21 protein-coding genes and 1 pseudogene are annotated in these 21,517 nt (G+C 66.0%); 20 read left to right on the plus strand and 2 right to left on the minus strand.

Features of this window, described 5'->3' with window-relative positions:
• The 9 genes and pseudogenes from G3N98_RS03630 to G3N98_RS03670 form a co-directional block, all read left to right on the plus strand.
• Positions 1–193: pseudogene (locus tag G3N98_RS03630) on the plus strand (DNA polymerase III subunit gamma/tau); the annotation flags it as partial.
• Between the two features lie 92 nt (positions 194–285).
• Positions 286–612 carry a YbaB/EbfC family nucleoid-associated protein gene (locus G3N98_RS03635; RefSeq protein WP_006482124.1) on the plus strand — a complete coding sequence of 109 codons (327 nt, stop codon included), beginning with the start codon at positions 286–288 and terminating at the stop codon, positions 610–612.
• Positions 613–643: 31 nt separating this feature from the next.
• Positions 644–1,240 carry a recombination mediator RecR gene (gene recR / locus G3N98_RS03640; RefSeq protein ID WP_006478665.1) on the plus strand — a complete coding sequence of 199 codons (597 nt, stop codon included), beginning with the start codon at positions 644–646 and terminating at the stop codon, positions 1,238–1,240.
• Between the two features lie 137 nt (positions 1,241–1,377).
• Entirely contained in the window at positions 1,378–2,583 is a 1,206-nt protein-coding gene (locus G3N98_RS03645) for a CaiB/BaiF CoA-transferase family protein (protein WP_089425563.1), read from the plus strand.
• A 222-nt stretch (positions 2,584–2,805) separates the two neighbouring features.
• The gene (gene surE, locus G3N98_RS03650) at positions 2,806–3,567 is read left to right on the plus strand and encodes a 5'/3'-nucleotidase SurE (RefSeq protein ID WP_089473001.1); all 762 of its coding nucleotides are present in this window, start codon (positions 2,806–2,808) and stop codon (positions 3,565–3,567) included.
• Positions 3,564–4,493, plus strand: a complete 930-nt coding sequence (locus G3N98_RS03655; RefSeq protein ID WP_206147246.1) for a protein-L-isoaspartate(D-aspartate) O-methyltransferase — start codon at positions 3,564–3,566, stop codon at positions 4,491–4,493. Before surE ends, G3N98_RS03655 begins: the two co-directional genes overlap by 4 nt.
• 5 nt (positions 4,494–4,498) lie before the next feature.
• Positions 4,499–5,386: a peptidoglycan DD-metalloendopeptidase family protein gene (locus tag G3N98_RS03660; protein WP_069248110.1), complete on the plus strand. Its 888-nt coding sequence runs from the start codon at positions 4,499–4,501 to the stop codon at positions 5,384–5,386.
• Positions 5,387–5,397: 11 nt separating this feature from the next.
• Complete coding sequence (rpoS, locus tag G3N98_RS03665; protein WP_206147247.1) at positions 5,398–6,492, plus strand: RNA polymerase sigma factor RpoS; 1,095 nt, start codon at positions 5,398–5,400, stop codon at positions 6,490–6,492.
• A gap of 3 nt (positions 6,493–6,495) precedes the next feature.
• Positions 6,496–7,272, plus strand: coding sequence for a 3'-5' exonuclease (locus G3N98_RS03670; protein WP_039360281.1), 777 nt, complete (start codon positions 6,496–6,498; stop codon positions 7,270–7,272).
• 33 nt (positions 7,273–7,305) lie between these two features.
• On the opposite strand, the gene G3N98_RS03675 is transcribed toward G3N98_RS03670, so the two are convergent.
• Entirely contained in the window at positions 7,306–8,160 is an 855-nt protein-coding gene (locus G3N98_RS03675) for an endonuclease/exonuclease/phosphatase family protein (protein WP_206147248.1), read from the minus strand.
• A gap of 164 nt (positions 8,161–8,324) precedes the next feature.
• Here G3N98_RS03675 and rlmD point away from each other — a divergent pair, with 164 nt between their 5' ends.
• The gene (gene rlmD, locus G3N98_RS03680) at positions 8,325–9,779 is read left to right on the plus strand and encodes a 23S rRNA (uracil(1939)-C(5))-methyltransferase RlmD (RefSeq protein WP_241025725.1); all 1,455 of its coding nucleotides are present in this window, start codon (positions 8,325–8,327) and stop codon (positions 9,777–9,779) included.
• 63 nt (positions 9,780–9,842) lie between these two features.
• Here the strand turns inward: rlmD and G3N98_RS03685 are convergent, their stop codons facing one another.
• Positions 9,843–10,541, minus strand: coding sequence for a Bax inhibitor-1/YccA family protein (locus G3N98_RS03685; RefSeq protein WP_006761414.1), 699 nt, complete (start codon positions 10,539–10,541; stop codon positions 9,843–9,845).
• A gap of 249 nt (positions 10,542–10,790) precedes the next feature.
• Here G3N98_RS03685 and ndk point away from each other — a divergent pair, with 249 nt between their 5' ends.
• The 10 genes from ndk to hflX all read left to right on the plus strand — a co-directional run bounded on the left by ndk (position 10,791) and on the right by hflX (position 21,474).
• Entirely contained in the window at positions 10,791–11,216 is a 426-nt protein-coding gene (ndk, locus tag G3N98_RS03690) for a nucleoside-diphosphate kinase (RefSeq protein WP_006478674.1), read from the plus strand.
• Positions 11,217–11,271: 55 nt separating this feature from the next.
• Complete coding sequence (gene rlmN, locus G3N98_RS03695) at positions 11,272–12,411, plus strand: 23S rRNA (adenine(2503)-C(2))-methyltransferase RlmN (protein WP_206147250.1); 1,140 nt, start codon at positions 11,272–11,274, stop codon at positions 12,409–12,411.
• A gap of 164 nt (positions 12,412–12,575) precedes the next feature.
• Entirely contained in the window at positions 12,576–13,601 is a 1,026-nt protein-coding gene (locus tag G3N98_RS03700) for a helix-turn-helix domain-containing protein (RefSeq protein ID WP_206147251.1), read from the plus strand.
• Positions 13,602–13,713: 112 nt separating this feature from the next.
• Complete coding sequence (gene ispG / locus G3N98_RS03705; RefSeq protein WP_089425933.1) at positions 13,714–15,018, plus strand: flavodoxin-dependent (E)-4-hydroxy-3-methylbut-2-enyl-diphosphate synthase; 1,305 nt, start codon at positions 13,714–13,716, stop codon at positions 15,016–15,018.
• A 16-nt stretch (positions 15,019–15,034) separates the two neighbouring features.
• A complete protein-coding gene (gene hisS, locus G3N98_RS03710) occupies positions 15,035–16,375 on the plus strand; it encodes a histidine--tRNA ligase (protein WP_039360260.1) in 1,341 nt (446 codons plus the stop codon).
• A gap of 55 nt (positions 16,376–16,430) precedes the next feature.
• Complete coding sequence (locus G3N98_RS03715) at positions 16,431–17,060, plus strand: tetratricopeptide repeat protein (RefSeq protein ID WP_039360256.1); 630 nt, start codon at positions 16,431–16,433, stop codon at positions 17,058–17,060.
• Between the two features lie 41 nt (positions 17,061–17,101).
• Positions 17,102–18,247 carry an outer membrane protein assembly factor BamB gene (gene bamB / locus G3N98_RS03720; protein WP_089425558.1) on the plus strand — a complete coding sequence of 382 codons (1,146 nt, stop codon included), beginning with the start codon at positions 17,102–17,104 and terminating at the stop codon, positions 18,245–18,247.
• 247 nt (positions 18,248–18,494) lie between these two features.
• A complete protein-coding gene (der, locus tag G3N98_RS03725) occupies positions 18,495–19,832 on the plus strand; it encodes a ribosome biogenesis GTPase Der (protein WP_046545849.1) in 1,338 nt (445 codons plus the stop codon).
• Positions 19,833–19,986: 154 nt separating this feature from the next.
• A complete protein-coding gene (hfq, locus tag G3N98_RS03730; protein ID WP_006399927.1) occupies positions 19,987–20,226 on the plus strand; it encodes an RNA chaperone Hfq in 240 nt (79 codons plus the stop codon).
• A gap of 72 nt (positions 20,227–20,298) precedes the next feature.
• Positions 20,299–21,474: a GTPase HflX gene (hflX, locus tag G3N98_RS03735; protein ID WP_174946413.1), complete on the plus strand. Its 1,176-nt coding sequence runs from the start codon at positions 20,299–20,301 to the stop codon at positions 21,472–21,474.
• Positions 21,475–21,517: the final 43 nt, after the last annotated feature.

The raw sequence follows: 21,517 nt of genomic DNA on the forward strand, positions 1-21,517 counted from the left end.
TCCCGCACGGCGTACGGCGGCGGCGCTCGATGCGGCCGCGCGCGCGGCACGCCAGCGCGAGGCCGAGCAGGAGATTCACGGCGATCCGTTCGTCCAGCAGCTCGTGCGCGATTTCGGTGCGCGCATCGTCGAGGGTTCGGTGCGCCCGCTCGCCGATGCGGCGCCGGACGGCCCGCCGCCGACGCTGCATTGAACCGAGCGCCTAGCGACAGGCACAATCACGCCCACACATTGGCCGGCACGCGCCGCGTGCCGGTTTTCACACGATCAAGAAGGAGTATTCCCATGTTGAAAGGCAACCTCGCCGGACTGATGAAGCAAGCGCAGCAAATGCAGGAAAACATGAAGAAGATGCAGGAGCAGCTTGCGCTGATCGAAGTCGAAGGGCAGTCGGGCGCCGGCCTCGTCAAGGTGACGATGACGTGCCGCAACGAAGTGCGTCGCGTGTCGATCGACCCGAGCCTGCTCGCGGACGACAAGGACATGCTCGAGGATCTCGTCGCGGCCGCGTTCAACGACGCCGTGCGCAAGGCCGAAGCGACGTCGCAGGAAAAGATGAGCGGCATGACGTCGGGCCTGCCGTTGCCCCCGGGCTTCAAGCTGCCGTTCTGAGCGTAGCGTCCGTGTCACTTTTTGCCGCCGTATGAAACAGCCGTCCGCCCTGTCCGCGCTCGTCGAAGCGTTGCGCGTGCTGCCCGGCGTCGGGCCGAAATCCGCCCAGCGCATGGCGGTCCACCTGATGCAGCACGATCGGGAGGGCGCGGAGCGGCTCGGCCGGTCGCTGCTGTTCGCGACCGAGCACCTGCAGCACTGCGAGAAGTGCAACACGTTCACCGAAGCGCAGATCTGCGAGGTCTGCAGCGACGAAGAGCGTGATCCGACGCTGCTTTGCGTCGTCGAGACGCCTGCCGACCAGATCATGCTCGAGCAGACGATGACTTACCGCGGGCTGTATTTCGTGCTGATGGGCCGGCTGAGCCCGCTCGACGGGATCGGCCCGAAGGAGATCCATTTCGACCGCCTCGTGCGGCGCGCGTCTGACGGCGTCGTCAAGGAAGTCGTACTCGCGACCAACTTCACGAACGAAGGCGAAGCCACCGCGCACTACCTCGGCCAGACGCTGAAGGCGCGCGGGCTCGCGGTCACGCGCCTCGCGCGCGGCGTGCCGGTGGGCGGCGAGCTCGAGTACGTCGACGCGGGCACCATCGCCCGCGCGATGCTCGACCGCCGCACGATGTAAGCCGGGCGCCGCCGGCGGCTCGCCGCGTTGCGCTCCTTGGCGATACGTCCAGTATTCGCGGCGTCGCGCGCCTCGCGAGCGGCCGTTCTCGTGGCAACGCATGCACGTTCCATATGTAAAAAGACCCTAGGAGACACATGAGCACCAGCCAGGGCCCGCTCGCGGGCGTCAAAGTGCTCGAATTCGGAACGCTGATCGCGGGACCGTTCGCGTCGCGGCTGTTCGCCGAATTCGGCGCGGAAGTGATCAAGATCGAGGATCCGAACGGTGGCGACCCGCTGCGCAAGTGGCGCAAGCTCCATCCGGAGCAGGGCGGCACGTCGCTGTGGTGGTCCGTCCAGGCGCGCAACAAGAAATCGGTCACGCTCAACCTGAAGGCCGACGCCGGCAAGGCGATCGCGCGGCAACTCGCGCGCGAGGCCGACATCGTGATCGAGAATTTCCGCCCGGGCCTGCTCGAAAAGCTCGGGCTCGGCTACGACGTGCTGTCGGCCGAGAACCCGGGCCTCGTGATGGTGCGCTTGTCCGGTTACGGGCAGACCGGCCCGTACCGCGACCGGCCCGGCTTCGGCGCGATCGCCGAATCGATGGGCGGGCTGCGTCACATCACCGGCTATCCCGAACTGCCGCCGCCGCGCATCGGCATCTCGATCGGCGATTCGATCGCCGCGCTGCACGGCGTGATCGGCGCACTGATGGCGCTGCATCACCGCAAGGTCAACGGCGGTGCGGGGCAGGTGGTCGACGTTGCACTGTATGAAGCCGTCTTCAACATGATGGAAAGCGTGGTGCCCGAATACGGCGTGTATGGGATGGTGCGCGAGCGCACCGGCGCGTCGCTGCCGGGCATCGTGCCGTCGAATACGTATGCGTGCCGCGACGGCAGCATCGTGATCGGCGGCAACAGCGACCCGATCTTCAAGCGGCTGATGAAGGCGATCGAGCGCGACGACCTCGCCGACGATCCCGCGCTCGCGCAAAACGACGGGCGCGTGCCGCGCACGCAGGAGATCGACGACGCGATTGCCGCGTGGCTTGCGCCGCGCACGATCGAAGAAGCACTCGTCGTGCTCAACGCGGCCGACGTGCCGGCCGGGCGCATCTACAGCGCCGCCGACATGTTTACCGATCCGCAGTTCGTCGCGCGGCAGATGATCCAGCGCTTCAAGTTGGCCGACGGCACCGACATCCCGCTGCCGAACATCACGCCGAAGCTGTCCGACACGCCGGGCGAAACGCGCTGGCTCGGGCCCGAACTCGGCGAGCATACGGACGAGGTGCTGCGCGGCCTCGGCTATGACGCGCCGGCGATTGCCGCACTGCGCGAAGCGGGCGCGATTTGAACAACCTCGGGCCTGTCGCTTCGCGCCGGGCTCCCGGAACTGGGCATTGCCCAACGGCGCCCCGTTGGCGGGGGAAAACCCGGGGCGGCGCAGCGTTTTCCTGTGCACGCGGAACGCCGCACCGCAACGCGGCGGCGCGGCGTGTTCGGGTGCCCGCGGCCGCCCATCCGCAGTCGCCGGACTGTCGCTCTCGCGCCATCTTTCCTCGGTTACAATCGCCGGATGCGAATCCTACTCAGCAACGACGACGGCTATCTCGCCCCCGGTCTCGCCGCGCTCAGCGACGCGCTGCAGCCGCTGGCCGAGCTCACGGTGATCGCGCCCGAGCAGAACTGCAGCGGCGCGTCGAATTCCCTCACGCTGTCGCGGCCGCTGTCGGTGCAGCGCGCGGCGAGTACGGGTTTCTTCTACGTGAACGGCACGCCGACCGATTCGGTACACGTCGCGTTGACGGGGATGGCCGACGCCAGGCCGGACCTCGTCGTTTCCGGAATCAACAACGGCCAGAACATGGGCGAAGACACGCTCTATTCAGGGACAGTTGCGGCCGCCACCGAAGGCATCATGTTCGGCGTGCCGGCCATCGCATTCTCGCTGGTCGACAAGGGCTGGGCCCATCTGGCGGACGCCGCGCGCGTCGCCGCGGAAATCGTCGAGCACTATCGTGCACATCCGCTGCCGGGCCAGCCGCTGCTCAACGTCAATATTCCGAACCTGCCGTACGACGAACTGAAAGGCTGGAAGGTCACGCGCCTCGGCAAGCGTCATCCGTCGCAGCCGGTGATCCGCCAGACCGACCCGCGAGGCGAACCGATCTACTGGATCGGCGCGGCGGGCGAAGCGCTGGACGCCAGCGACGGCACTGATTTTCACGCAGTGGCAAACGGTTTCGTGTCGATCACGCCGCTGCAGCTGGACCTCACGCACACGCAGATGCTGCCCGCGACGCGCGAATGGGCGCGCGCCGGAGGGCGGGCTTCATGAGCGGCGAGCGCGCGAAGCGGTTCCCGCTCGCGCTCGAAGATCTCAAGCGAGCGCCACGCAAGTCGGACGGTCGGGCCGGCGAACGCCATGCGGCGGTTGCGGTATCGAAGGCCGCCGACAAGCCTGCGGCCGTGCTGAAACCGGTTGCGGTGAAGCCTGCTGCGGTGCGGACGGCCTTGCCCGGCTCCGCCGCGAAGCCGGCGACCGCACCGAAGCCGACCGCACTGAAGCCCGCGATGCCGAAGCCGGCCGCGCCGAGCGTCGCGCCGGCCGGCGCGTTCGCGCTCACGTCGGAACGTGTGCGCGAACGGATGGTCGAACGGCTGCGCGCGAACGGTGTGACCGACGCGCGTGTGCTGGAAGCGATGGCCGCGGTGCCGCGACACATGTTCGTGGATCCGGGGCTCGCAACGCAGGCCTACGAGGATTCGGCGTTGCCGATCGGCCACCAGCAGACCATTTCAAAGCCGTCGGTCGTCGCGCGCATGATCGAGCTCGCGATGGCCGGCCGCACGCTCGAGCGCGTCCTCGAGATCGGCACGGGCTGCGGCTATCAGGCCGCCGTGCTGAGCCACGTGGCACGCGACGTGTATTCGATTGAACGCATCAAGCCGCTCTACGAGCGCGCGAAGCTGAACCTGCGGCCGCTGCGCGTGCCGAACATCCGTCTGCACTACGGCGACGGGCGTGTCGGCCTGCCGTCCGCAGCCCCGTTCGACGCGATCGTGATCGCGGCGGCGGGGCTCGACGTGCCGCAGGCGCTGCTCGAGCAACTCGCGATCGGCGGGCGGCTCGTCGCGCCGGTCGGCGCGCAGAGCGGGCAGCACCAGGTGCTCACGCTCGTCGAGCGCGTCGCGCACGCGCAATGGCGAGAGTCACGGCTTGATCGCGTTTTCTTTGTCCCTTTAAAATCCGGAGTAATTTGAAACCGATGAGTATGTTGCGCGCGATGCAAAACAACCGTTCCAGGGAACCGCTCACGCTCGCCCAGCGGGCGATCTGCGTAGCTGCGTTCTCCACGCTTCTGGCCGCCTGTGCGACGCGGCTCGACAACGCGCCCGTCGTCGATCGCTCCGGTTCGCTCGGCACGACCGGCACCGCGCAGCCCGCGGCGCCGCTTCCGCCGGCGCCGCCGGGTTACTACCGGGTGAAGCCGGGCGACACGCTGTACCGGATCGCACTCGAAAACGGGCAGAACTATCGCGACATCGCCGCGTGGAACAACCTGGCGAACCCGAATCAGATTGAAGTCGACCAGCTGCTGCGCGTTTCGCCGCAGGCTGGTGCTGCCGTTGCGGGCACGCAGGTCGCCGCACCGATCGCGGGCGCCGCCGTTGCGACCGCGCCGCTCAGCAGCGGCCCGGCAACGCCGGCCGCCGGCACGTCGTCGTCGGTCGCGACGCCGCCTGCCGCGGCAGCCGCATCGAGCGATACGGCAGCCGCGCCGAGCGGCCCCGTGACGTTCGCATGGCCCGCGCGCGGTCCCGTGCTGAACGGTTTCGACGACGCGAAGAACAAGGGCGTCAATATCGGCGGGTCGGCCGGCGAGACCGTGAAGGCGGCGGCCGACGGTCGCGTCGTCTACTCGGGCAATGGCCTGCGCGGCTACGGCAACCTCATTATCATCAAGCACGATGCAACTTACCTCACGGCGTATGCACACAATCGCGCTTTGATGGTAAAAGAGGGGGACGCGGTAACGAAGGGGCAGAAGATCGCCGAGATGGGGAACAGCGATTCCGACCGCGTGATGCTGCATTTCGAGGTTCGCCGGCAGGGTAAACCTGTCGATCCGCTGAAGTATTTGCCGCCTCAATAACCGAGACGACCATGCCGAAATCGAAGCGCCACGAGCCGCAAGCCGAGTCTGAGAAAATCAGTCGAGCCACGCAAGCATCGGTGGGGCGAGCTGGTGCTTCGACGGACGACGAAGACGACGTCGCGGACAACGAGCGTGACCTCGAGGCACGCGACGCCGACACCGACGCGGACGGTGGCGACGACGAGCGCGAAGGCCGTGCCGAGGCGGCGCCCGATGTCGACGATTTCCGCACGATGCTGCAGGCCGAGCTCACGGCCGACACGATCCAGCATTACCTGAACCGCATCAGTGTGAAGCCGCTGCTCACCGTCGAGGAGGAACAGCGCTATTCGCGTCTGGCCAAGGCCGGCGAATTCGAGGCGCGGCAGGTGATGATCGAGCGCAACCTGCGTCTCGTCGTCAGCATCGCGAAGGGGTATCTGAACCGTGGCGTGCCGCTGCTCGACCTGATCGAGGAAGGCAACCTCGGCCTGATGCATGCCATCGAGAAATTCGACCCGACGCGCGGCTTCCGTTTCTCGACCTACGCGACGTGGTGGATCCGGCAGAGCATCGAGCGCGCGATCATGAACCAGGCCCGCACGGTGCGCCTGCCGGTGCACGTGATCCGCGAACTGAACCAGGTGCTGCGCGCGAAGCGCCACCTTGAAAAGAACTCGATGTCGACGGGTGAAGCGGCCGAGCGCCGCGAAGCCAGCATCGACGACATCGCCTATCTCACCGGCAAGACCGCCGAGGAAGTCACCGACATCCTTGCGCTCAACGAGCACACGGCATCGCTCGACGCGCCGCTCGACCTCGATCCCGCGAGCAGCCTGCTCGACCTCCTGCCCGACGACCAAAGCCAGTCGCCCGACGCGGAGGTTCAGCACCGCGAGCTCGAGACGCTGACGCGCGCGTGGCTGTCGCGGCTGTCCGACAAGCATCGGCATGTGATCGAGCGCCGCTTCGGCCTGAACCACATCGAACCGGCAACGCTCGAGGAGCTGGCCGACGAAATGGGGCTCACGCGTGAGCGCGTGCGCCAGATCCAGCAGGAAGCGCTGGTGCGCCTCAAGCGGTTTTTCGCCTCCAACGGTGTGCGCAAGGACGCCGTTCTGTAACTGATGACTCCGATTCTTGTTTTTGACATCGAGACGATTCCCGATGTCGACGGCATTCGCCGTCTGGAAGACCTGCCCGCGACGCTCGACGATGCCGCGGTGGCCGAACATGCATTCGCCGCCCGCCGCGAGAAGACCGGCGGCGATTTCCTGCCGCACCACCTGCAGCGCATCGCGGCGATTTCCTGCGTGTTCCGCGACAACAACGGTTTTCGTGTGCGCTCGCTCGGTACGCCGCAGGACAACGAAGCGACGCTGATCCAGTCGTTCTACCGCGTGATCGAGAAATACACGCCGCAGCTCGTGTCGTGGAACGGCGGCGGCTTCGATTTGCCGGTGCTCCATTACCGCGCGCTCGTGCACGGCATCCCCGCGAGCCGCTACTGGGATCTCGGCGAGGACGACCGCGATTTCAAGTGGAACAACTACATCTCGCGCTACCACTCGCGGCATACCGACCTGATGGATGTGCTCGCGATGTATCAGGCGCGCGCGAATGCGCCGCTCGACGCGCTCGCGAAGATGTGCGGCTTTCCGGGCAAGCTCGGCATGGACGGCAGCCAGGTGTGGCCGGCGTTCCAGGCCGGGCGGATCGAGGAAATCCGCAACTATTGCGAAACCGACGTCGTCAATACCTACCTGCTGTACTGCCGGTTCCAGTTGATGCGCGGCGGCCTGACGCCGAGCGAGTATGCGGACGAGATCCTGCTCGTGAAGAACTCGCTTGCACAGGAGCCTGCGTCGCACTGGGCCGAATACCTGGCCGGTTTCGACGCATAGCGCGGGCGAGGTGCGCTGCGGCCGGCGGCCCGATCATGCCAGTTCGAGCAGCACCGGCTGGTGATCGGACGCGCGCACGTCGCCGTCGATTTCGCAGCGCGTGACGCGCGGCAGCAGCGTATCGGTCACGAACACGAAGTCGCACGCGAGCGGCCCCTCCGACCATTGCACCGTATCGTAGACACCCGCCGTCGGCGGTGGCATGCGGCCCGGGTGTCGAGCGACCCATGCGTCGATGAAGCACGGCGCGTCCGAGATCGGCTCCAGGAGTCGGCAATAGGCGTCGCTGCCGAACGCGCTGTTGAAGTCGCCGCAGACGATCGCATCGCATGGCTGGCCGGTTGCGCTGAACGGCCCCTCGGCGTTTTCGGCGGGCGCCGGTCGTGCCGCGTGCGCGCAGGCCTCGCGGTGCCGGTCGCGCAATGCGTCGACCTGGGCGAGCCGCTGGCGCGCCGAATAATATTCCAGATGCGTGGTGACCACCCGCAGTGGCCCGAAGGGCGTCTGCAACTCGACGTCGAGCGCGACGCGCGGCATCGACGGCGCGCCGGCGTTGGCCGGCCACGGCAGCAACTGGCGGAGCACGCGCCCGACCGGCAGCCGGGTCGCGATTGCGTTGCCGAACTGGCGGCGCGGTGCGCCGGTTTCAATGGGCGGCAAGTCGGCACCGATCGCGTCGATGATCGTATATCCGGGCAGCAGCGCCGCGAGTTCGGCGAACTGGTCGGCACCGGGCCGGCCGGGCAGTGCGCCAAAGCCGCGCGTGACTTCCTGCAGGCACAGCACGTCGAAGTCGCCGAGCGCGCGGATCGCTGCGACGGTGCGCGAAAGATCGACGCCGCCGTCCGCGTCCCGACCCCATTGGATGTTCCAGTCGATCAGTTGCATGGTCGAATCTCCTGTCGGGCGGATCTCGGGCCCCCGGGGCCGCTCCTGAGTCGGCGCCACGGGCACGCGGCCGCTGGTCTCTCGGGCCGCCTGTCTCGCCGTTCCGGCGCAATGTCGGGCCGTCTATGCTTAAGTATCGACCCTTGCCGCATGCAAAGCGGGCGATGCGGGCTCGCGTCGTCTACAATCTCGCCTTCTTCAACGTTTGTCAGGAAAAGCTGGTGTCCGAAGCCGTCCCCACTTCTGCGCGCAAATCAAGAAACGCGCCCGTCGCGCCCGGAATCGCCCCGGTTCTCGAGATCGAATCGCTCGACATGGAAGCGCGCGGTGTCGGCCGCACGATCACCGAGGACGGCGAGCCGGGCAAGGTCATCTTCGTCGAGGGTGCGCTGCCGGGCGAGCGTGTGACCTATTCGAGCTTCCGCCGCAAGCCGAGCTACGAGCAGGCGACGGTCGTCGACATTTTGCGTCCGAGCGTGATGCGCACGAAGCCGAAATGCGCGTTCTTCGGTACCTGCGGCGGCTGCTCGATGCAGCATCTCGACATGCGTGCACAGGTGGCGGTCAAGCAGCGCGTGCTCGAAGACAATCTGTGGCACCTGGCGAAGCTGCGCGCGGAAACGATGTTCGCGCCGATTCACGGCCCGTCGTGGGGTTATCGCTACCGCGCGCGCCTGACCGTGCGCAACGTCGCGAAGAAGGGCGGCGTGCTGGTCGGATTCCACGAGAAGAAGAGCAGCTACGTCGCCGACATGACGAGCTGCGAAGTGCTGCCGCCGCACGTGTCGGCGCTGCTCGTGCCGCTGCGCCGCCTCGTCGAGGGGCTGTCGATCCGCGATCGGATGCCGCAGATCGAGCTCGCGGTCGGTTCGCAGGTCACGGCGCTCGTGCTGCGCGTGCTGGAGCCAATCAACGCGGACGACGAAGCGCTGCTGCGCGCGTTCGCGGACGAGCACAAGGTGCAGTTCTGGCTACAGCCGAAAGGGCCGGACACGGTGACGCCGTTCTATCCGCTCGACGTGTCGCTCGACTACACGCTGCCGGAATTCGGCATCCGCATGCCGTTCAAGCCGACCGATTTCACGCAGGTCAACCATCAGATCAACCGCGTGCTGGTGGGCCGCGCGCTGCGCCTGCTCGCGCCGTCGCGCGACGACCGCGTGCTCGACCTGTTCTGCGGGATCGGCAACTTCACGCTGCCGCTCGCGCGGCTGTCGCGCGAGGTGATGGGCATCGAAGGCAGCGATACGCTGACGACGCGCGCGCTGGCGAATGCGCGCGAGAACGGTGTCGACGGCCACACGACGTTCGCATGCCGGAACCTGTTCGAAGTGACGGGCGACGACATGCGTGCGCTCGGCGCATTCGACAAGTTCCTGATCGACCCGCCGCGCGAAGGCGCGCTCGCGGTGTCGAAGGCGCTGGCCGAGATCGCGCAGAGCGGCGAAGGTCCGCTGCCGAAGCGCATCGTGTACGTGTCGTGCAACCCGTCGACGCTGGCGCGCGACGCGGGCCTGCTCGTGCACGAGGCCGGCTACCGCCTGAAGGGCGCCGGTGTCGTGAACATGTTCCCGAATACGTCGCACGTCGAATCGATCGCGCTATTCGAGCGCGACTGAGTCCGGCGGCGGACGTAAAAAAACCGGCCCGCGGGCCGGTTTTTTCATGGGGTGTAGCGAACGTCAGTTGCGGTTGCCGCCGAAGATGCCGAGCAGTGCGAGCAGGTTCGTGAACACGTTGTACAGGTCGAGGTAGATCGCGAGCGTGGCCGAGATGTAGTTCGTCTCGCCGCCGTTCACGACGCGCTGGACGTCGAACAGCATGTAGGCGGAGAAGATCGCGATCGCGAGCACCGACACGGTGAGCATCAGCGCCGGGAGTTGCAGGAAGATGTTCGCGACCGATGCGAGCAGGATCACGATCACGCCCATGAACAGCCACTTGCCGAGCCCCGAGAAGTCACGCTTGCTGACGGTGGCGATCGTCGCCATCGCGGCGAAGATGATGCCGGTGCCGCCGAACGCGAGCATGATCAACGACGGGCCGTTCGAGAAGCCGAGGATGAAGCTCAGCAGCCGCGACAGCATCAGGCCCATGAAGAACGTGAAGCCGAGCAGCACGAATACGCCGGCCGCGCTGTTTTTGGTCCGCTCGATCGCGAACATGAAGCCGAACGCGATCGCGAAGAACGCGAGCAGGCTCATCATCGGGCTCGTGGCCGCGAACAGCGAGAAGCCCGTCGCGACGCCGACCCAGGCGCCCAGCACGGTCGGCACCATCGACAGCGCGAGCAGCCAGTACGTGTTCCGCAGCACGCGGTTGCGAACCTCGGCGGTGCTGACGGAACCGCCGCGGCCGAAATTGTACGGATAGTCGTTCATGGTTTCTCCTAACATTGAACGCGTGGGCGTCCGGGGCCGGTTCGGCACACGCGGTGTGCGGCGCAGCAAACCGGAGCAGCTATGGCTAAGATACGTTCCGTGCCGGGAGGTTTCAATGGCCAGGCGGCACAAAACATATGGATTCGGAACCTTTCACGTGTGTAAGGGTTCAATCGCAATGATACACGGGATCGTGCTACAATAGCGGATTCATTTGAACCTGTAACTTCTTAATTTTTTGGAGTTTTTATGGCAATCGAGCGCACCCTGTCGATCATCAAGCCGGATGCGGTGGCAAAGAACGTGATCGGCCAGATCTACAGCCGTTTCGAAGGCGCCGGCCTGAAGATCGTCGCATCGCGCATGGCACACCTGTCGCGTGCTGACGCAGAGAAGTTCTACGCGGTTCACGCAGCGCGTCCGTTCTTCAAGGACCTCGTCGATTTCATGATCTCGGGCCCGGTGATGATCCAGGTTCTGGAAGGTGAAGGCGCGATCCTGAAGAACCGCGACCTGATGGGCGCAACGGATCCGAAGAAGGCAGAAAAGGGCACGATCCGCGCCGACTTCGCCGACAGCATCGACGCGAACGCCGTGCACGGCTCGGACGCTGCTGAAACGGCAGCGGTCGAAATCGCGTTCTTCTTCCCGGAAATGAACGTTTACTCGCGCTAAGCCCTGGCTGGCAGCAAGTAGGCAGGATTCAGCGCACGCGGCAAGGCAGCACATCATGACGAGCGAAACTTCCGTCAATCTTCTCGACTTCGATGCCGAGGGTCTTGTCGCGTACTGCGGCAGCCTCGGCGAGAAGCCGTTCCGCGCCAAGCAGTTGCAGCGCTGGATCCACCAGTACAACGCTGGCGACTTCGACGGCATGACCGATCTCGCGAAGTCCTTGAGAGAAAAACTCAAGGGCCGCGCGTCGATCGGCATGCCCGAGATCGCCAGCGATCACGTTTCCGCCGACGGCACGCGCAAGTGGCTGATCGACGTCGGAAACGGCAATGCGGTCGAAACCGTGTTCATCCCGGAAGAGACGCGCGGCACGCTGTGCGTGTCGTCGCAGGCCGGGTGTGCGGTCAACTGCCGCTTCTGTTCGACGGGCAAGCAGGGCTTTTCCCGCAATCTGTCGACAGCTGAAATCATCGGTCAGCTCCGGATGGCCGAATTTGCGTTGCGAGCGTCCCTGGGCCGCACGCCCGGCCCGAACGGCAAGGCCGAACGGGTCGTCACCAACGTGGTGATGATGGGCATGGGCGAGCCGCTGCTGAATTACAGCGCGGTCGTGCCGGCGATGCGGCTGATGCTCGACGACAACGCGTACGGCCTGTCGCGCCGCCGCGTCACGCTGTCGACGTCCGGCGTGGTGCCGATGATGGACCGCCTCGGCGCCGAGCTGCCGGTCGCGCTGGCCGTGTCGCTGCACGCGCCGAACGATCCGCTGCGCGACGAGCTGGTGCCGCTCAACAAGAAGTATCCGCTGCGCGAGCTGATGGCGGCTTGCCAGCGTTATCTGAAAGTCGCGCCGCGCGACTTCATCACTTTCGAATACTGCATGCTGGACGGCGTCAACGACACCGAAGCGCATGCACGCGAACTGCTGGCCGTCACACGCGACGTGCCGTGCAAGTTCAATCTGATCCCGTTCAATCCGTTTCCGGAATCGGGCCTCATCCGCTCGAAGCCGGAGCAGATCAAGCGCTTTGCACAGGTCCTCATCGACGCGGGTGTCGTCACGACCGTGCGCAAGACGCGCGGCGACGACATCGATGCCGCGTGCGGCCAGCTGGCCGGCGCAGTGAAGGACCGCACGCGCCTCGCGGAACGGACGGGCGCAGCAGGAAAAATCATCGAAGTTCGGGCGATTTGACAGGGATGCCTGGCCGGGGATGCCAGGGCCTTTGAGCGGTACAACACGCGAATAGCGATCGGTCGCGGCGCCTCGGCGTCGCGCATGGTATGGACAGTTGCGGGTGCCGGCCGGCGGGAACCGGCGGCGGCCGCCAGTGAAGAAGAATCGACGCGAGGACAAGGATGAGTGAGCCGCAGCCGTCTAACGGCGCAGAGACGAATGGCGCGAAGCCGGCACCGGCAGGGTTGGAATCGCTTGCGGCAGTCGGCAGCCGACTGGCGCAGCTTCGGGAGACGCGGGGTTGGACCGTCGACGACGTGTCGGCGCGACTCAAGGTCGCACCGCAGAAGCTGCGGGCACTCGAGGCCGGTGACATCAGCCATTTGCCCGGCGTGACGTTCGCGCTCGGGGTCGTGCGCAGCTACGCGAAGATGCTCGGCGTCGATCCGGAACCGTTCGCGCAGGCGTTGCGCCGTGAGCGCGGGGTGCCGGAAGTCGACCTGTCGATGCCTGCGTCGTCGGGCACGGATCTGCCGCGCGGTCGCGTGTCGATTCCGCTGGGCGGGTCGTCGCGGCATCACCCGTGGCTCTGGGGCACGGGGATCGTCGTCGTCGCGGTGGTTGCCGTACTGATGTGGCACACTGGCGGCGATTCGTCGGGCCTGCTCGCGCGCTTCAAGAGCGGCGATGCGGAGCATGCGTCGGCCGCGAGCGTGTCGGCGGCATCATCGTCATCAGTCGAAGGGGCGGCCTCGAACGGTGCATCCGCGGTAGTTGCGAATGAGGTTCCGGCCCCGGCTGCTGCGTCTGCAGCCCCGGCGCCGGCAGTTGCGTCGGCTGCTCCGGCGCCTGCGCCCGTGGCGCCGGTCGTGACGGCAGCCGCATCGCAGCCCGTCGTGGCAACGTCGGCGGCAAGCGCCGCCGCGCCGGCCCAGCCGGCGAGCGTCGCGGTGGCGGCAGGCCAGTCGATGATCGAACTGAAGGTCAAGCAGGACAGCTGGTTCAGCGTGCGCGACAAGAGCGGCAAGGAGCTGTTCTCCGGGCTGGTGCACGGCGGCGAGGCGAAGCAGGTCGCCGGCGACGGCCCGTTCAAGGTCACGATCGGCAACAAGGCGGGCCTCGACGCGATCGCGTTCGACGGAAAACCTGTCGATCCGGCAAAATATTCGGCAGCGCGGGGTAATGTGGCGCGGTTCACGTTGCCCTGACGTCAAGCGCCGTGGCGAAGGCCTGTCGTCGATATCGGCAGGCCGCGAGGGCACGGCGCTTTTTCAATTCATGCGCCGCGTCGCGGCGCATTCCGCGTAAATGGATCTATCGATGCAATCCGAAGCTCAATCCCCACGCAGCAGTCAGATTTGTTCAACCGAGCCGGTGTTCGGCGGGCACCAGCCGCGCCGCGTATCGCATGCGGTGGATGTCCGCTGGGGCGGGCAGCTCGTGACGATCGGCGGCGACGCGCCGGTGCGCGTGCAGTCGATGACGAATACCGACACGGCCGACGCGATCGGCACGGCAATCCAGATCAAGGAACTCGCGAACGCGGGCTCCGAACTGGTGCGCATCACGGTCAACACGCCCGAGGCCGCGGCCGCCGTGCCGGCGATCCGCGAGCAGCTCGACCGCATGGGCGTGACCGTGCCGCTCGTCGGCGATTTCCACTACAACGGCCACCTGCTGCTGCGTGACTACCCGGGCTGCGCCGAGTCGCTGTCGAAGTACCGGATCAACCCGGGCAACGTCGGCCAGGGTGCGAAGCGCGATACGCAGTTCGCGCAAATGATCGAGGCGGCGGCCAAGTACGACAAGCCGGTGCGGATCGGCGTGAACTGGGGCAGTCTCGACCAGGACCTGCTCGCGCGCATGATGGACGAGAACGGTGCGCGTTCGCAGCCGTGGGATGCGCAGAGCGTGATGTACGAGGCGCTGATCCAGTCGGCGATCGGCTCGGCCGAGCGTGCGGTCGAGCTGGGCCTCGGCCGCAACCGCATCATTCTGTCGTGCAAGGTCAGCGGCGTGCAGGACCTGATCGCCGTGTACCGCGAACTCAGCCGCCGCTGCGGCTTCGCGCTGCACCTCGGGCTGACCGAGGCCGGCATGGGCTCGAAGGGCATCGTCGCGTCGACGGCTGCACTCGGCGTGCTGCTGCAGGAAGGGATCGGCGACACGATCCGCATCTCGCTGACGCCGGAACCGGGCGCATCGCGCACGGGCGAAGTGATCGTCGGCCAGGAAATCCTGCAGACGATGGGCCTGCGCTCGTTCGCACCGATGGTGATCGCGTGCCCGGGCTGCGGCCGTACGACGAGCACGCTGTTCCAGGAGCTGGCGATGCAGATCCAGACCTACCTGCGCGAACAGATGCCGGTCTGGCGCAAGGCGTATCCGGGCGTCGAGAAAATGAACGTCGCGGTGATGGGCTGCATCGTCAACGGCCCGGGCGAATCGAAGCACGCGAACATCGGCATCAGCCTGCCGGGCTCGGGCGAGAACCCGGCCGCGCCTGTCTTCATCGACGGCGAGAAGGTCAAGACGCTGCGCGGCGAGCGGATCGCCGAGGAATTCCAGCAGATCGTCAGCGACTACGTCGAACGCAACTACGGCCGCGCTGAGGCCACGAACTAATTCGTCCACACACACGATGACTGAACAAAAACGCAAGATCGAGAAGCTCACCGGCGTCAAGGGCATGAACGACATCCTTCCGCAGGATGCCGGCCTTTGGGAGTTCTTCGAAGCCACGGTGAAATCGCTGCTGCGCGCCTACGGTTACCAGAACATCCGCACGCCGATCGTCGAGCACACGCAGCTCTTCACGCGCGGCATCGGTGAGGTCACCGACATCGTCGAAAAAGAGATGTACAGCTTCACCGACGCGCTGAACGGCGAAAACCTGACGATGCGCCCGGAAAATACCGCGGCCGTCGTGCGCGCGTCGATCGAGCACAACATGCTGTACGACGGCCCGAAGCGCCTGTGGTACATCGGCCCGATGTTCCGTCACGAGCGTCCGCAGCGCGGCCGCTATCGCCAGTTCCACCAGGTCGGCGTCGAGGCGCTCGGCTTCGCGGGTCCTGATGCGGACGCCGAGATCATCATGATGTGCCAGCGCCTGTGGGACGATCTCGGCCTGACCGGCATCAAGCTCGAGATCAACTCGCTCGGCCTTGCCGAAGAGCGTGCCGCGCATCGCGTCGAACTGATCAAGTACCTCGAGCAGTTTGCCGACGTGCTCGACGAGGATGCGAAGCGCCGCCTGTATACGAACCCGCTGCGCGTGCTCGACACGAAGAACCCCGCGCTGCAGGAAATCGCGCAGAACGCGCCGAAGCTGATCGACTTCCTCGGCGACGAATCGCGCGCGCACTTCGAAGGGCTGCAGCGCCTGCTGCTCGCGAACAACATTCCGTTCAAGATCAACCCGCGTCTCGTGCGTGGCCTGGACTACTACAACCTGACCGTGTTCGAGTGGGTCACCGACAAGCTCGGCGCGCAGGGCACGGTCGCCGCCGGCGGCCGCTACGATCCGCTGATCGAGCAGCTCGGCGGCAAGCCGACCGCCGCGTGCGGCTGGGCGATGGGCATCGAGCGGATCCTCGAGCTGCTGAAGGAAGAGGATCTTGCACCCGAGCAGGAAGGCGTCGACGTGTACGTCGTGCACCAGGGCGAGACCGCGCGTGAACAGGCGTTCATCGCGGCCGAGCGCCTGCGCGACACGGGCCTCGACGTGATCTTCCACTGCAGCGCCGACGGCGCGCCGGCGAGCTTCAAGTCGCAGATGAAACGGGCCGACGCAAGCGGCGCCGCGTTCGCGGTGATCTTCGGTGAAGAAGAGGTCGCAAACGGCACGGTGGGCGTGAAAGCGCTGCGCGGTGCGGGCGGAGACGGGGAAAAGAACGTTCAGCAGACCGTACCGGTCGAAGGCTTGACCGAATTCCTAATCAATGCGATGGTTGCATCCGCCGAAGACGGCGACGACTGATCGCGCTGGCATCCGCTCGACAAGAAAAGCCTGAACAGGAAGGAATCGCTCGCCGATGAGTTACCACGACGAACAAGAATCGATTGAAAGTGTCAAGGCGTGGTGGGCCCGCTGGGGCAACCTCACCACGTGGATCGTGCTCGCGGCGCTCGTCGTCGCGGCCGGTTTCAACGGCTGGAACTACTGGCAGCGCCGTCAGGCTGCCGAGGCGTCCGGGCTGTACGAACAGGTCCAGAAGGCCGCCGCCGCGAACGACAAGGCGACGATCGCTCGCGCGGCCGCCGACATGGAAGACAAGTTCGGCAGCACGCCGTATGCGCAGATGACTGCACTTTCCGCTGCGAAGACGCTGTACGCAGCCGGCGACTCGGCCGGTGCGAAGGCGCAGCTGCAATGGGCCGTCGATCACGCCAAGGATGACGAGTACAAGCAGATCGCGAAGCTGCGTCTCGCGTCGCTGCTGCTCGACGAGAAGGCGTACGATGCGGGCCTCGCGCTGCTGTCGGGTACGCCGGTCGATGCATTCAAGGGCCTCGTGGCCGATCGCCGCGGCGATCTGCTTGCCGCGCAAGGCAAGACCGACGATGCGCGCGCGGCGTACAAGCTCGCGCTCGACGGCCTGTCGAAGGACGACCAGTCTGCGCGTCAGCTCGTGCAGTTCAAGCTGGACGCGCTCGGCGGCTGAACCCCGGTACCCTCAACCTCTTAACTCTGCTTCGCTAACCGATGAATTTGCTGAAACGTTACGCTGTGCCCGTTGCCTGCGCGGCGGCTGTCCTCGCACTGGCGGCCTGCTCGTCGTCGAAGGACGCGCGCCGCGTGCCGACGCCGCTCACCGAGTTCAAGCCCGTGATGGACGTGCAACAGGTCTGGAAGGCGAGCGTCGGCAAGGGCGGGCGCTACCTGTTCTCGCCGGTGGCCGTGGGCGACGCCGTCTATGCAGCGGGCGAGAACGGTTCGGTCGAGAAGATCGACGCGAAGACGGGCCAGACGCTCTGGCGCGCGAAGGTCGGCTCCGACCTGTCGGCCGGTGTTGGCAGCGATGGCAACCTGACCGCGGTCGGCGCGCTGAAGGGCGGCGTGTTCGTGCTGGGCCCGGACGGCAAGCAACTGTGGAAGACCACCGTGCAGGGCGAGATCTTCTCGCCGCCGCTCGTCGGCAACGGCCTCGTGGTCGTCCGCACGATCGACGGCCAGGTGATCGCGTTCAATGCGCAGACGGGCGAGCAGAAGTGGAACTACCGCAACCGTGCGGTGCCGCTGAACCTGCGCGTGTCGGCCGGCATGACGTTCGCGGGTGACGCGGCAGTGCTGGCGGGCTTCCCCGGCGGCGGGCTGGTCGCGATCAACCTGCAGACGGGCGAGCCGTTCTGGCAGACGCCGGTATCGTTCCCGAAGGGCGTGACCGAGGTCGAGCGCATCAACGACGTCAGCGGTCCGCCGACGCTCGTGGGCGCGGAAGCCTGCGCGGTGACGTTCCAGGGGCAGCTTGGCTGCTTCGATGCGAACTCGGGCCGCCCGCTGTGGGAAAAGGCGTTCTCGAGCCGCAGCGGCCTCGCGCAGGACGATTCGGTGGTCGCCGGCGGCGACGACTGGTCGGTCGTGACCGCGTACGATGCTGCGTCGGGCAACCAGCTGTGGCGCAACGACAAGCTGAAGAGCCGTGACGTCGGCGTGCCGTATCTGCTCGGGCATGCGGTCGTGTTGGGCGACTACAAGGGCTTCGTGCACTTCCTGTCGCGTGAAGACGGCAGCTTCATCGCACGGATGAAGACCGACGGCAGCGCGATTACGGCGGCGCCGGTCCTCGCGGGCAATACGCTCGTCGTGCAGACGAAGGACGGCGGCCTGTACGGATTCCGTCCGCGCTGACGCGCAGGAAACATGCGCGGCCGCGGCGCGACGGGCTTGTCCCGTGCGCCGCGGCCGCGTGACTTGAAGGCGGCCGGTGCTCCCGGCCGCTCGGTATTTGAAAGGCAGTTCGAGACGAAAGACGATGGCGTGCAACGCGCGCCAGGCGCGCGCATCCGGCGCGGCGCGAATTCGTGATATTTTCATTCAGCGCAGCCGCCCGCAGCAGCGGGCCTCCCGCTGCTGCGCTTCACCGTAGAAAACACAGATGAAACCGGTCATTGCCCTCGTTGGGCGCCCCAATGTGGGGAAATCCACGCTGTTCAACCGGCTCACGCGCTCGCGCGATGCGCTGGTCGCCGACTTGCCGGGCCTGACGCGCGATCGCCATTACGGCGAAGGGCGTGTCGGCGAGCGGCCGTACCTGGTCGTCGACACGGGCGGCTTCGAGCCCGTCGCGAAGGACGGCATCCTGCACGAGATGGCACGCCAGACGCGGCAGGCCGTCGAGGAAGCCGACATCGTCGTGTTCATCGTCGACGGCCGCAACGGGCTCGCGCCGCAGGACAAGTCGATCGCCGACTACCTGCGCAAGACCGGCCGGCCGATCTTCCTCGTCGTCAACAAGGCCGAGGGGATGAAGTACACGGCGGTCGCGACGGACTTCTACGAGCTCGGGCTCGGCGATCCGCGCGCGATCTCGGCTGCGCACGGTGACGGCGTCACCGACATGATCAACGAGGCGCTGGATGTCGCATATGCGGACCGTCCGGAGGAAGAGGACGAGAACGATCCTTCGCGCGGCATCAAGATCGCGATCGTCGGCCGCCCGAACGTCGGCAAGTCGACGCTCGTGAACGCGCTGATCGGCGAGGATCGCGTGATCGCGTTCGACATGCCGGGCACGACGCGCGATTCGATCTACGTCGACTTCGAGCGTAACGGCAAGAAATACACGCTGATCGACACGGCCGGCCTGCGCCGCCGCGGCAAGGTGTTCGAGGCGATCGAGAAGTTCTCGGTCGTGAAGACGCTGCAGTCGATCTCCGACGCGAACGTGGTCATTCTTCTGCTGGATGCGCAGCAGGACATTTCCGACCAGGACGCACACATCGCCGGCTTCGTCGTCGAACAGGGCCGCGCGCTCGTGATCGGCGTCAACAAGTGGGACGGGCTCGACGAGCATGCGCGCGATCGCGCGAAAGCGGATTTGACCCGCAAGCTGAAATTCCTCGACTTCGCGAAATCGCACTTCATTTCGGCCACGAAGAAGACGGGCATCGGCACGCTGATGCGCTCGGTCGACGACGCGTACGCGGCGGCGATGGCGAAGCTGCCGACGCCGAAGCTCACGCGCGCGCTGATCGAGGCGGTCGAATTCCAGCAGCCGCGCCGTCGCGGCCCGGTGCGTCCGAAGCTGCGCTACGCGCACCAGGGCGGCCAGAATCCGCCGATCATCGTCATCCACGGTAACGCGCTCGACGCCGTGACGGAAACGTACAAGCGTTACCTGGAAAACCGGTTCCGCGAAACTTTCTCGCTGACAGGGACTCCATTGCGCATAGAGTTCCGTTCGTCGAACAATCCGTACGCGGACAAGAGCTGAAGACGTCTGTTACACGCGTCACGCAAGGGGTTGGCCGCAAGGCCTATGCCCCGGGCGGGCCAGGCAAAATCGGCTATAGTGTAGCGATTGGCGCCGGATCTCTTTTTCTTCGCCGCCAGTCCAGATCAACCTGCAAAAAAAGATGGAGTACGCCATGAGCAACAAAGGGCAATTGTTACAAGACCCGTTTTTGAACGCACTGCGCAAAGAGCACGTTCCCGTTTCGATCTACCTCGTCAACGGCATCAAGCTTCAAGGGAACATTGAATCGTTCGACCAGTACGTCGTGTTGCTCCGTAATACGGTGACCCAGATGGTGTACAAGCACGCCATCTCGACGGTCGTGCCGGCGCGCCCGGTGAATTTCCACCCGGACGCGGAAGCCTCGTCCTAACCTATCGCAGCGGCCGGCATCCGGTCGCCGCGAGCGACCGATGCCAGCCGCCTTATCTTGACACCTGAAAATTTGATCAACGCAGCGCTCGTCGGCATCGATTTCGGCAAGACCGATTTCGAAGCCAGTCTCGAAGAACTCAGTCTTCTCGCCTCCAGCGCGGGGGCCCGTCCCGCAGTCACCCTCACGGGTCGTCGCTCCAGTCCCGATGCCAAGATGTTCATCGGCAGCGGCAAAGCCGAAGAACTCCGGCTCGCCTGCGACGCGCACAACGTCGAAATCGTCATCTTCAACCACGCATTGGCGCCGGCCCAGCAACGTAATCTGGAGCAGGCACTTAACAGGCGCGTGGTCGATCGCACCAGCCTCATCCTCGACATCTTTGCCCAGCGTGCCCGCAGCCACGAAGGCAAGCTGCAGGTCGAGCTCGCGCAGCTTCAGTACCTGTCGACGCGGCTCATTCGCGCATGGACCCACCTTGAACGGCAGAAGGGTGGTATCGGCCTGCGCGGCCCCGGTGAAACCCAGCTCGAAACCGACCGCCGGCTGATCGGCGAACGCATCAAGATGCTGAAGTCGCGGCTCGACCGGCTGCGCCGGCAACATAGCACGCAACGCCGCCAGCGCGCGCGCAGCGGCACGATGTCGGTGTCGCTCGTCGGCTATACGAACGCGGGCAAGTCGACGCTGTTCAATGCGCTGACGAAAGCGCAGGCCTACGCGGCCGACCAGCTGTTCGCCACGCTCGATACGACGTCGCGGCGCGTGTACCTCGGCGACGAGGTCGGCCAGATCGTCGTGTCGGATACGGTCGGATTCATCCGCGAGTTGCCTCACCAGCTGGTCGCCGCATTCCGCGCGACCCTCGAGGAAACGATCCACGCGGATCTGCTGCTGCACGTGGTCGATGCGTCGAGCGCGGTCAGGCTTGAACAGATCGAGCAGGTCAATGGCGTGCTGCACGAGATCGGCGCGGACACGATCCGCCAGGTGCTGGTGTTCAACAAGATCGACGCCGTGCCTGAGCTGGCGGCCCGCGGCGACGCGGTCGAGCGGGACGAGTATGGTAATATTTCGCGCGTCTTTTTGAGCGCGCGCACCGGTCAGGGTCTTGACGCGTTGCGTGCCGCCATCGCCGAAATCGCCTCCGCGGAACACCTTTCCAGCGCGACGTTACCCAACGGCGCGCTCGACGGCGCCCCCGCTGAACCACACGAAGACCACACGATTTCCGAACACGGGCGCTAACCGGTCCCGGCCGGTTCGTCGGCGTCTAATCTGGTGAACAAAC

The sequence above is a fragment of the Burkholderia sp. Tr-20390 genome (genome assembly GCF_017104595.1).
Classification (GTDB): domain Bacteria; phylum Pseudomonadota; class Gammaproteobacteria; order Burkholderiales; family Burkholderiaceae; genus Burkholderia.

Excerpts from the sequence above, each read along its gene's own strand:
- G3N98_RS03655 (WP_206147246.1), top strand. The coding sequence starts at position 3,564 with ATGAGCGGCGAGCGCGCGAAGCGGTTCCCGCTCGCGCTCGAAGATCTC.
- rpoS (WP_206147247.1), top strand. The coding sequence starts at position 5,398 with ATGCCGAAATCGAAGCGCCACGAGCCGCAAGCCGAGTCTGAGAAAATC.
- G3N98_RS03685 (WP_006761414.1), bottom strand. The coding sequence starts at position 10,541 with ATGAACGACTATCCGTACAATTTCGGCCGCGGCGGTTCCGTCAGCACC.
- rlmN (WP_206147250.1), top strand. The coding sequence starts at position 11,272 with ATGACGAGCGAAACTTCCGTCAATCTTCTCGACTTCGATGCCGAGGGT.
- der (WP_046545849.1), top strand. The coding sequence starts at position 18,495 with ATGAAACCGGTCATTGCCCTCGTTGGGCGCCCCAATGTGGGGAAATCC.
- recR (WP_006478665.1), top strand. The coding sequence starts at position 644 with ATGAAACAGCCGTCCGCCCTGTCCGCGCTCGTCGAAGCGTTGCGCGTG.
- G3N98_RS03700 (WP_206147251.1), top strand. The coding sequence starts at position 12,576 with ATGAGTGAGCCGCAGCCGTCTAACGGCGCAGAGACGAATGGCGCGAAG.
- G3N98_RS03670 (WP_039360281.1), top strand. The coding sequence starts at position 6,496 with ATGACTCCGATTCTTGTTTTTGACATCGAGACGATTCCCGATGTCGAC.
- ndk (WP_006478674.1), top strand. The coding sequence starts at position 10,791 with ATGGCAATCGAGCGCACCCTGTCGATCATCAAGCCGGATGCGGTGGCA.
- hisS (WP_039360260.1), top strand. The coding sequence starts at position 15,035 with ATGACTGAACAAAAACGCAAGATCGAGAAGCTCACCGGCGTCAAGGGC.
- G3N98_RS03675 (WP_206147248.1), bottom strand. The coding sequence starts at position 8,160 with ATGCAACTGATCGACTGGAACATCCAATGGGGTCGGGACGCGGACGGC.
- hfq (WP_006399927.1), top strand. The coding sequence starts at position 19,987 with ATGAGCAACAAAGGGCAATTGTTACAAGACCCGTTTTTGAACGCACTG.
- rlmD (WP_241025725.1), top strand. The coding sequence starts at position 8,325 with ATGCGGGCTCGCGTCGTCTACAATCTCGCCTTCTTCAACGTTTGTCAG.
- G3N98_RS03635 (WP_006482124.1), top strand. The coding sequence starts at position 286 with ATGTTGAAAGGCAACCTCGCCGGACTGATGAAGCAAGCGCAGCAAATG.
- surE (WP_089473001.1), top strand. The coding sequence starts at position 2,806 with ATGCGAATCCTACTCAGCAACGACGACGGCTATCTCGCCCCCGGTCTC.
- G3N98_RS03645 (WP_089425563.1), top strand. The coding sequence starts at position 1,378 with ATGAGCACCAGCCAGGGCCCGCTCGCGGGCGTCAAAGTGCTCGAATTC.
- G3N98_RS03715 (WP_039360256.1), top strand. The coding sequence starts at position 16,431 with ATGAGTTACCACGACGAACAAGAATCGATTGAAAGTGTCAAGGCGTGG.
- G3N98_RS03660 (WP_069248110.1), top strand. The coding sequence starts at position 4,499 with ATGAGTATGTTGCGCGCGATGCAAAACAACCGTTCCAGGGAACCGCTC.
- ispG (WP_089425933.1), top strand. The coding sequence starts at position 13,714 with ATGCAATCCGAAGCTCAATCCCCACGCAGCAGTCAGATTTGTTCAACC.
- bamB (WP_089425558.1), top strand. The coding sequence starts at position 17,102 with ATGAATTTGCTGAAACGTTACGCTGTGCCCGTTGCCTGCGCGGCGGCT.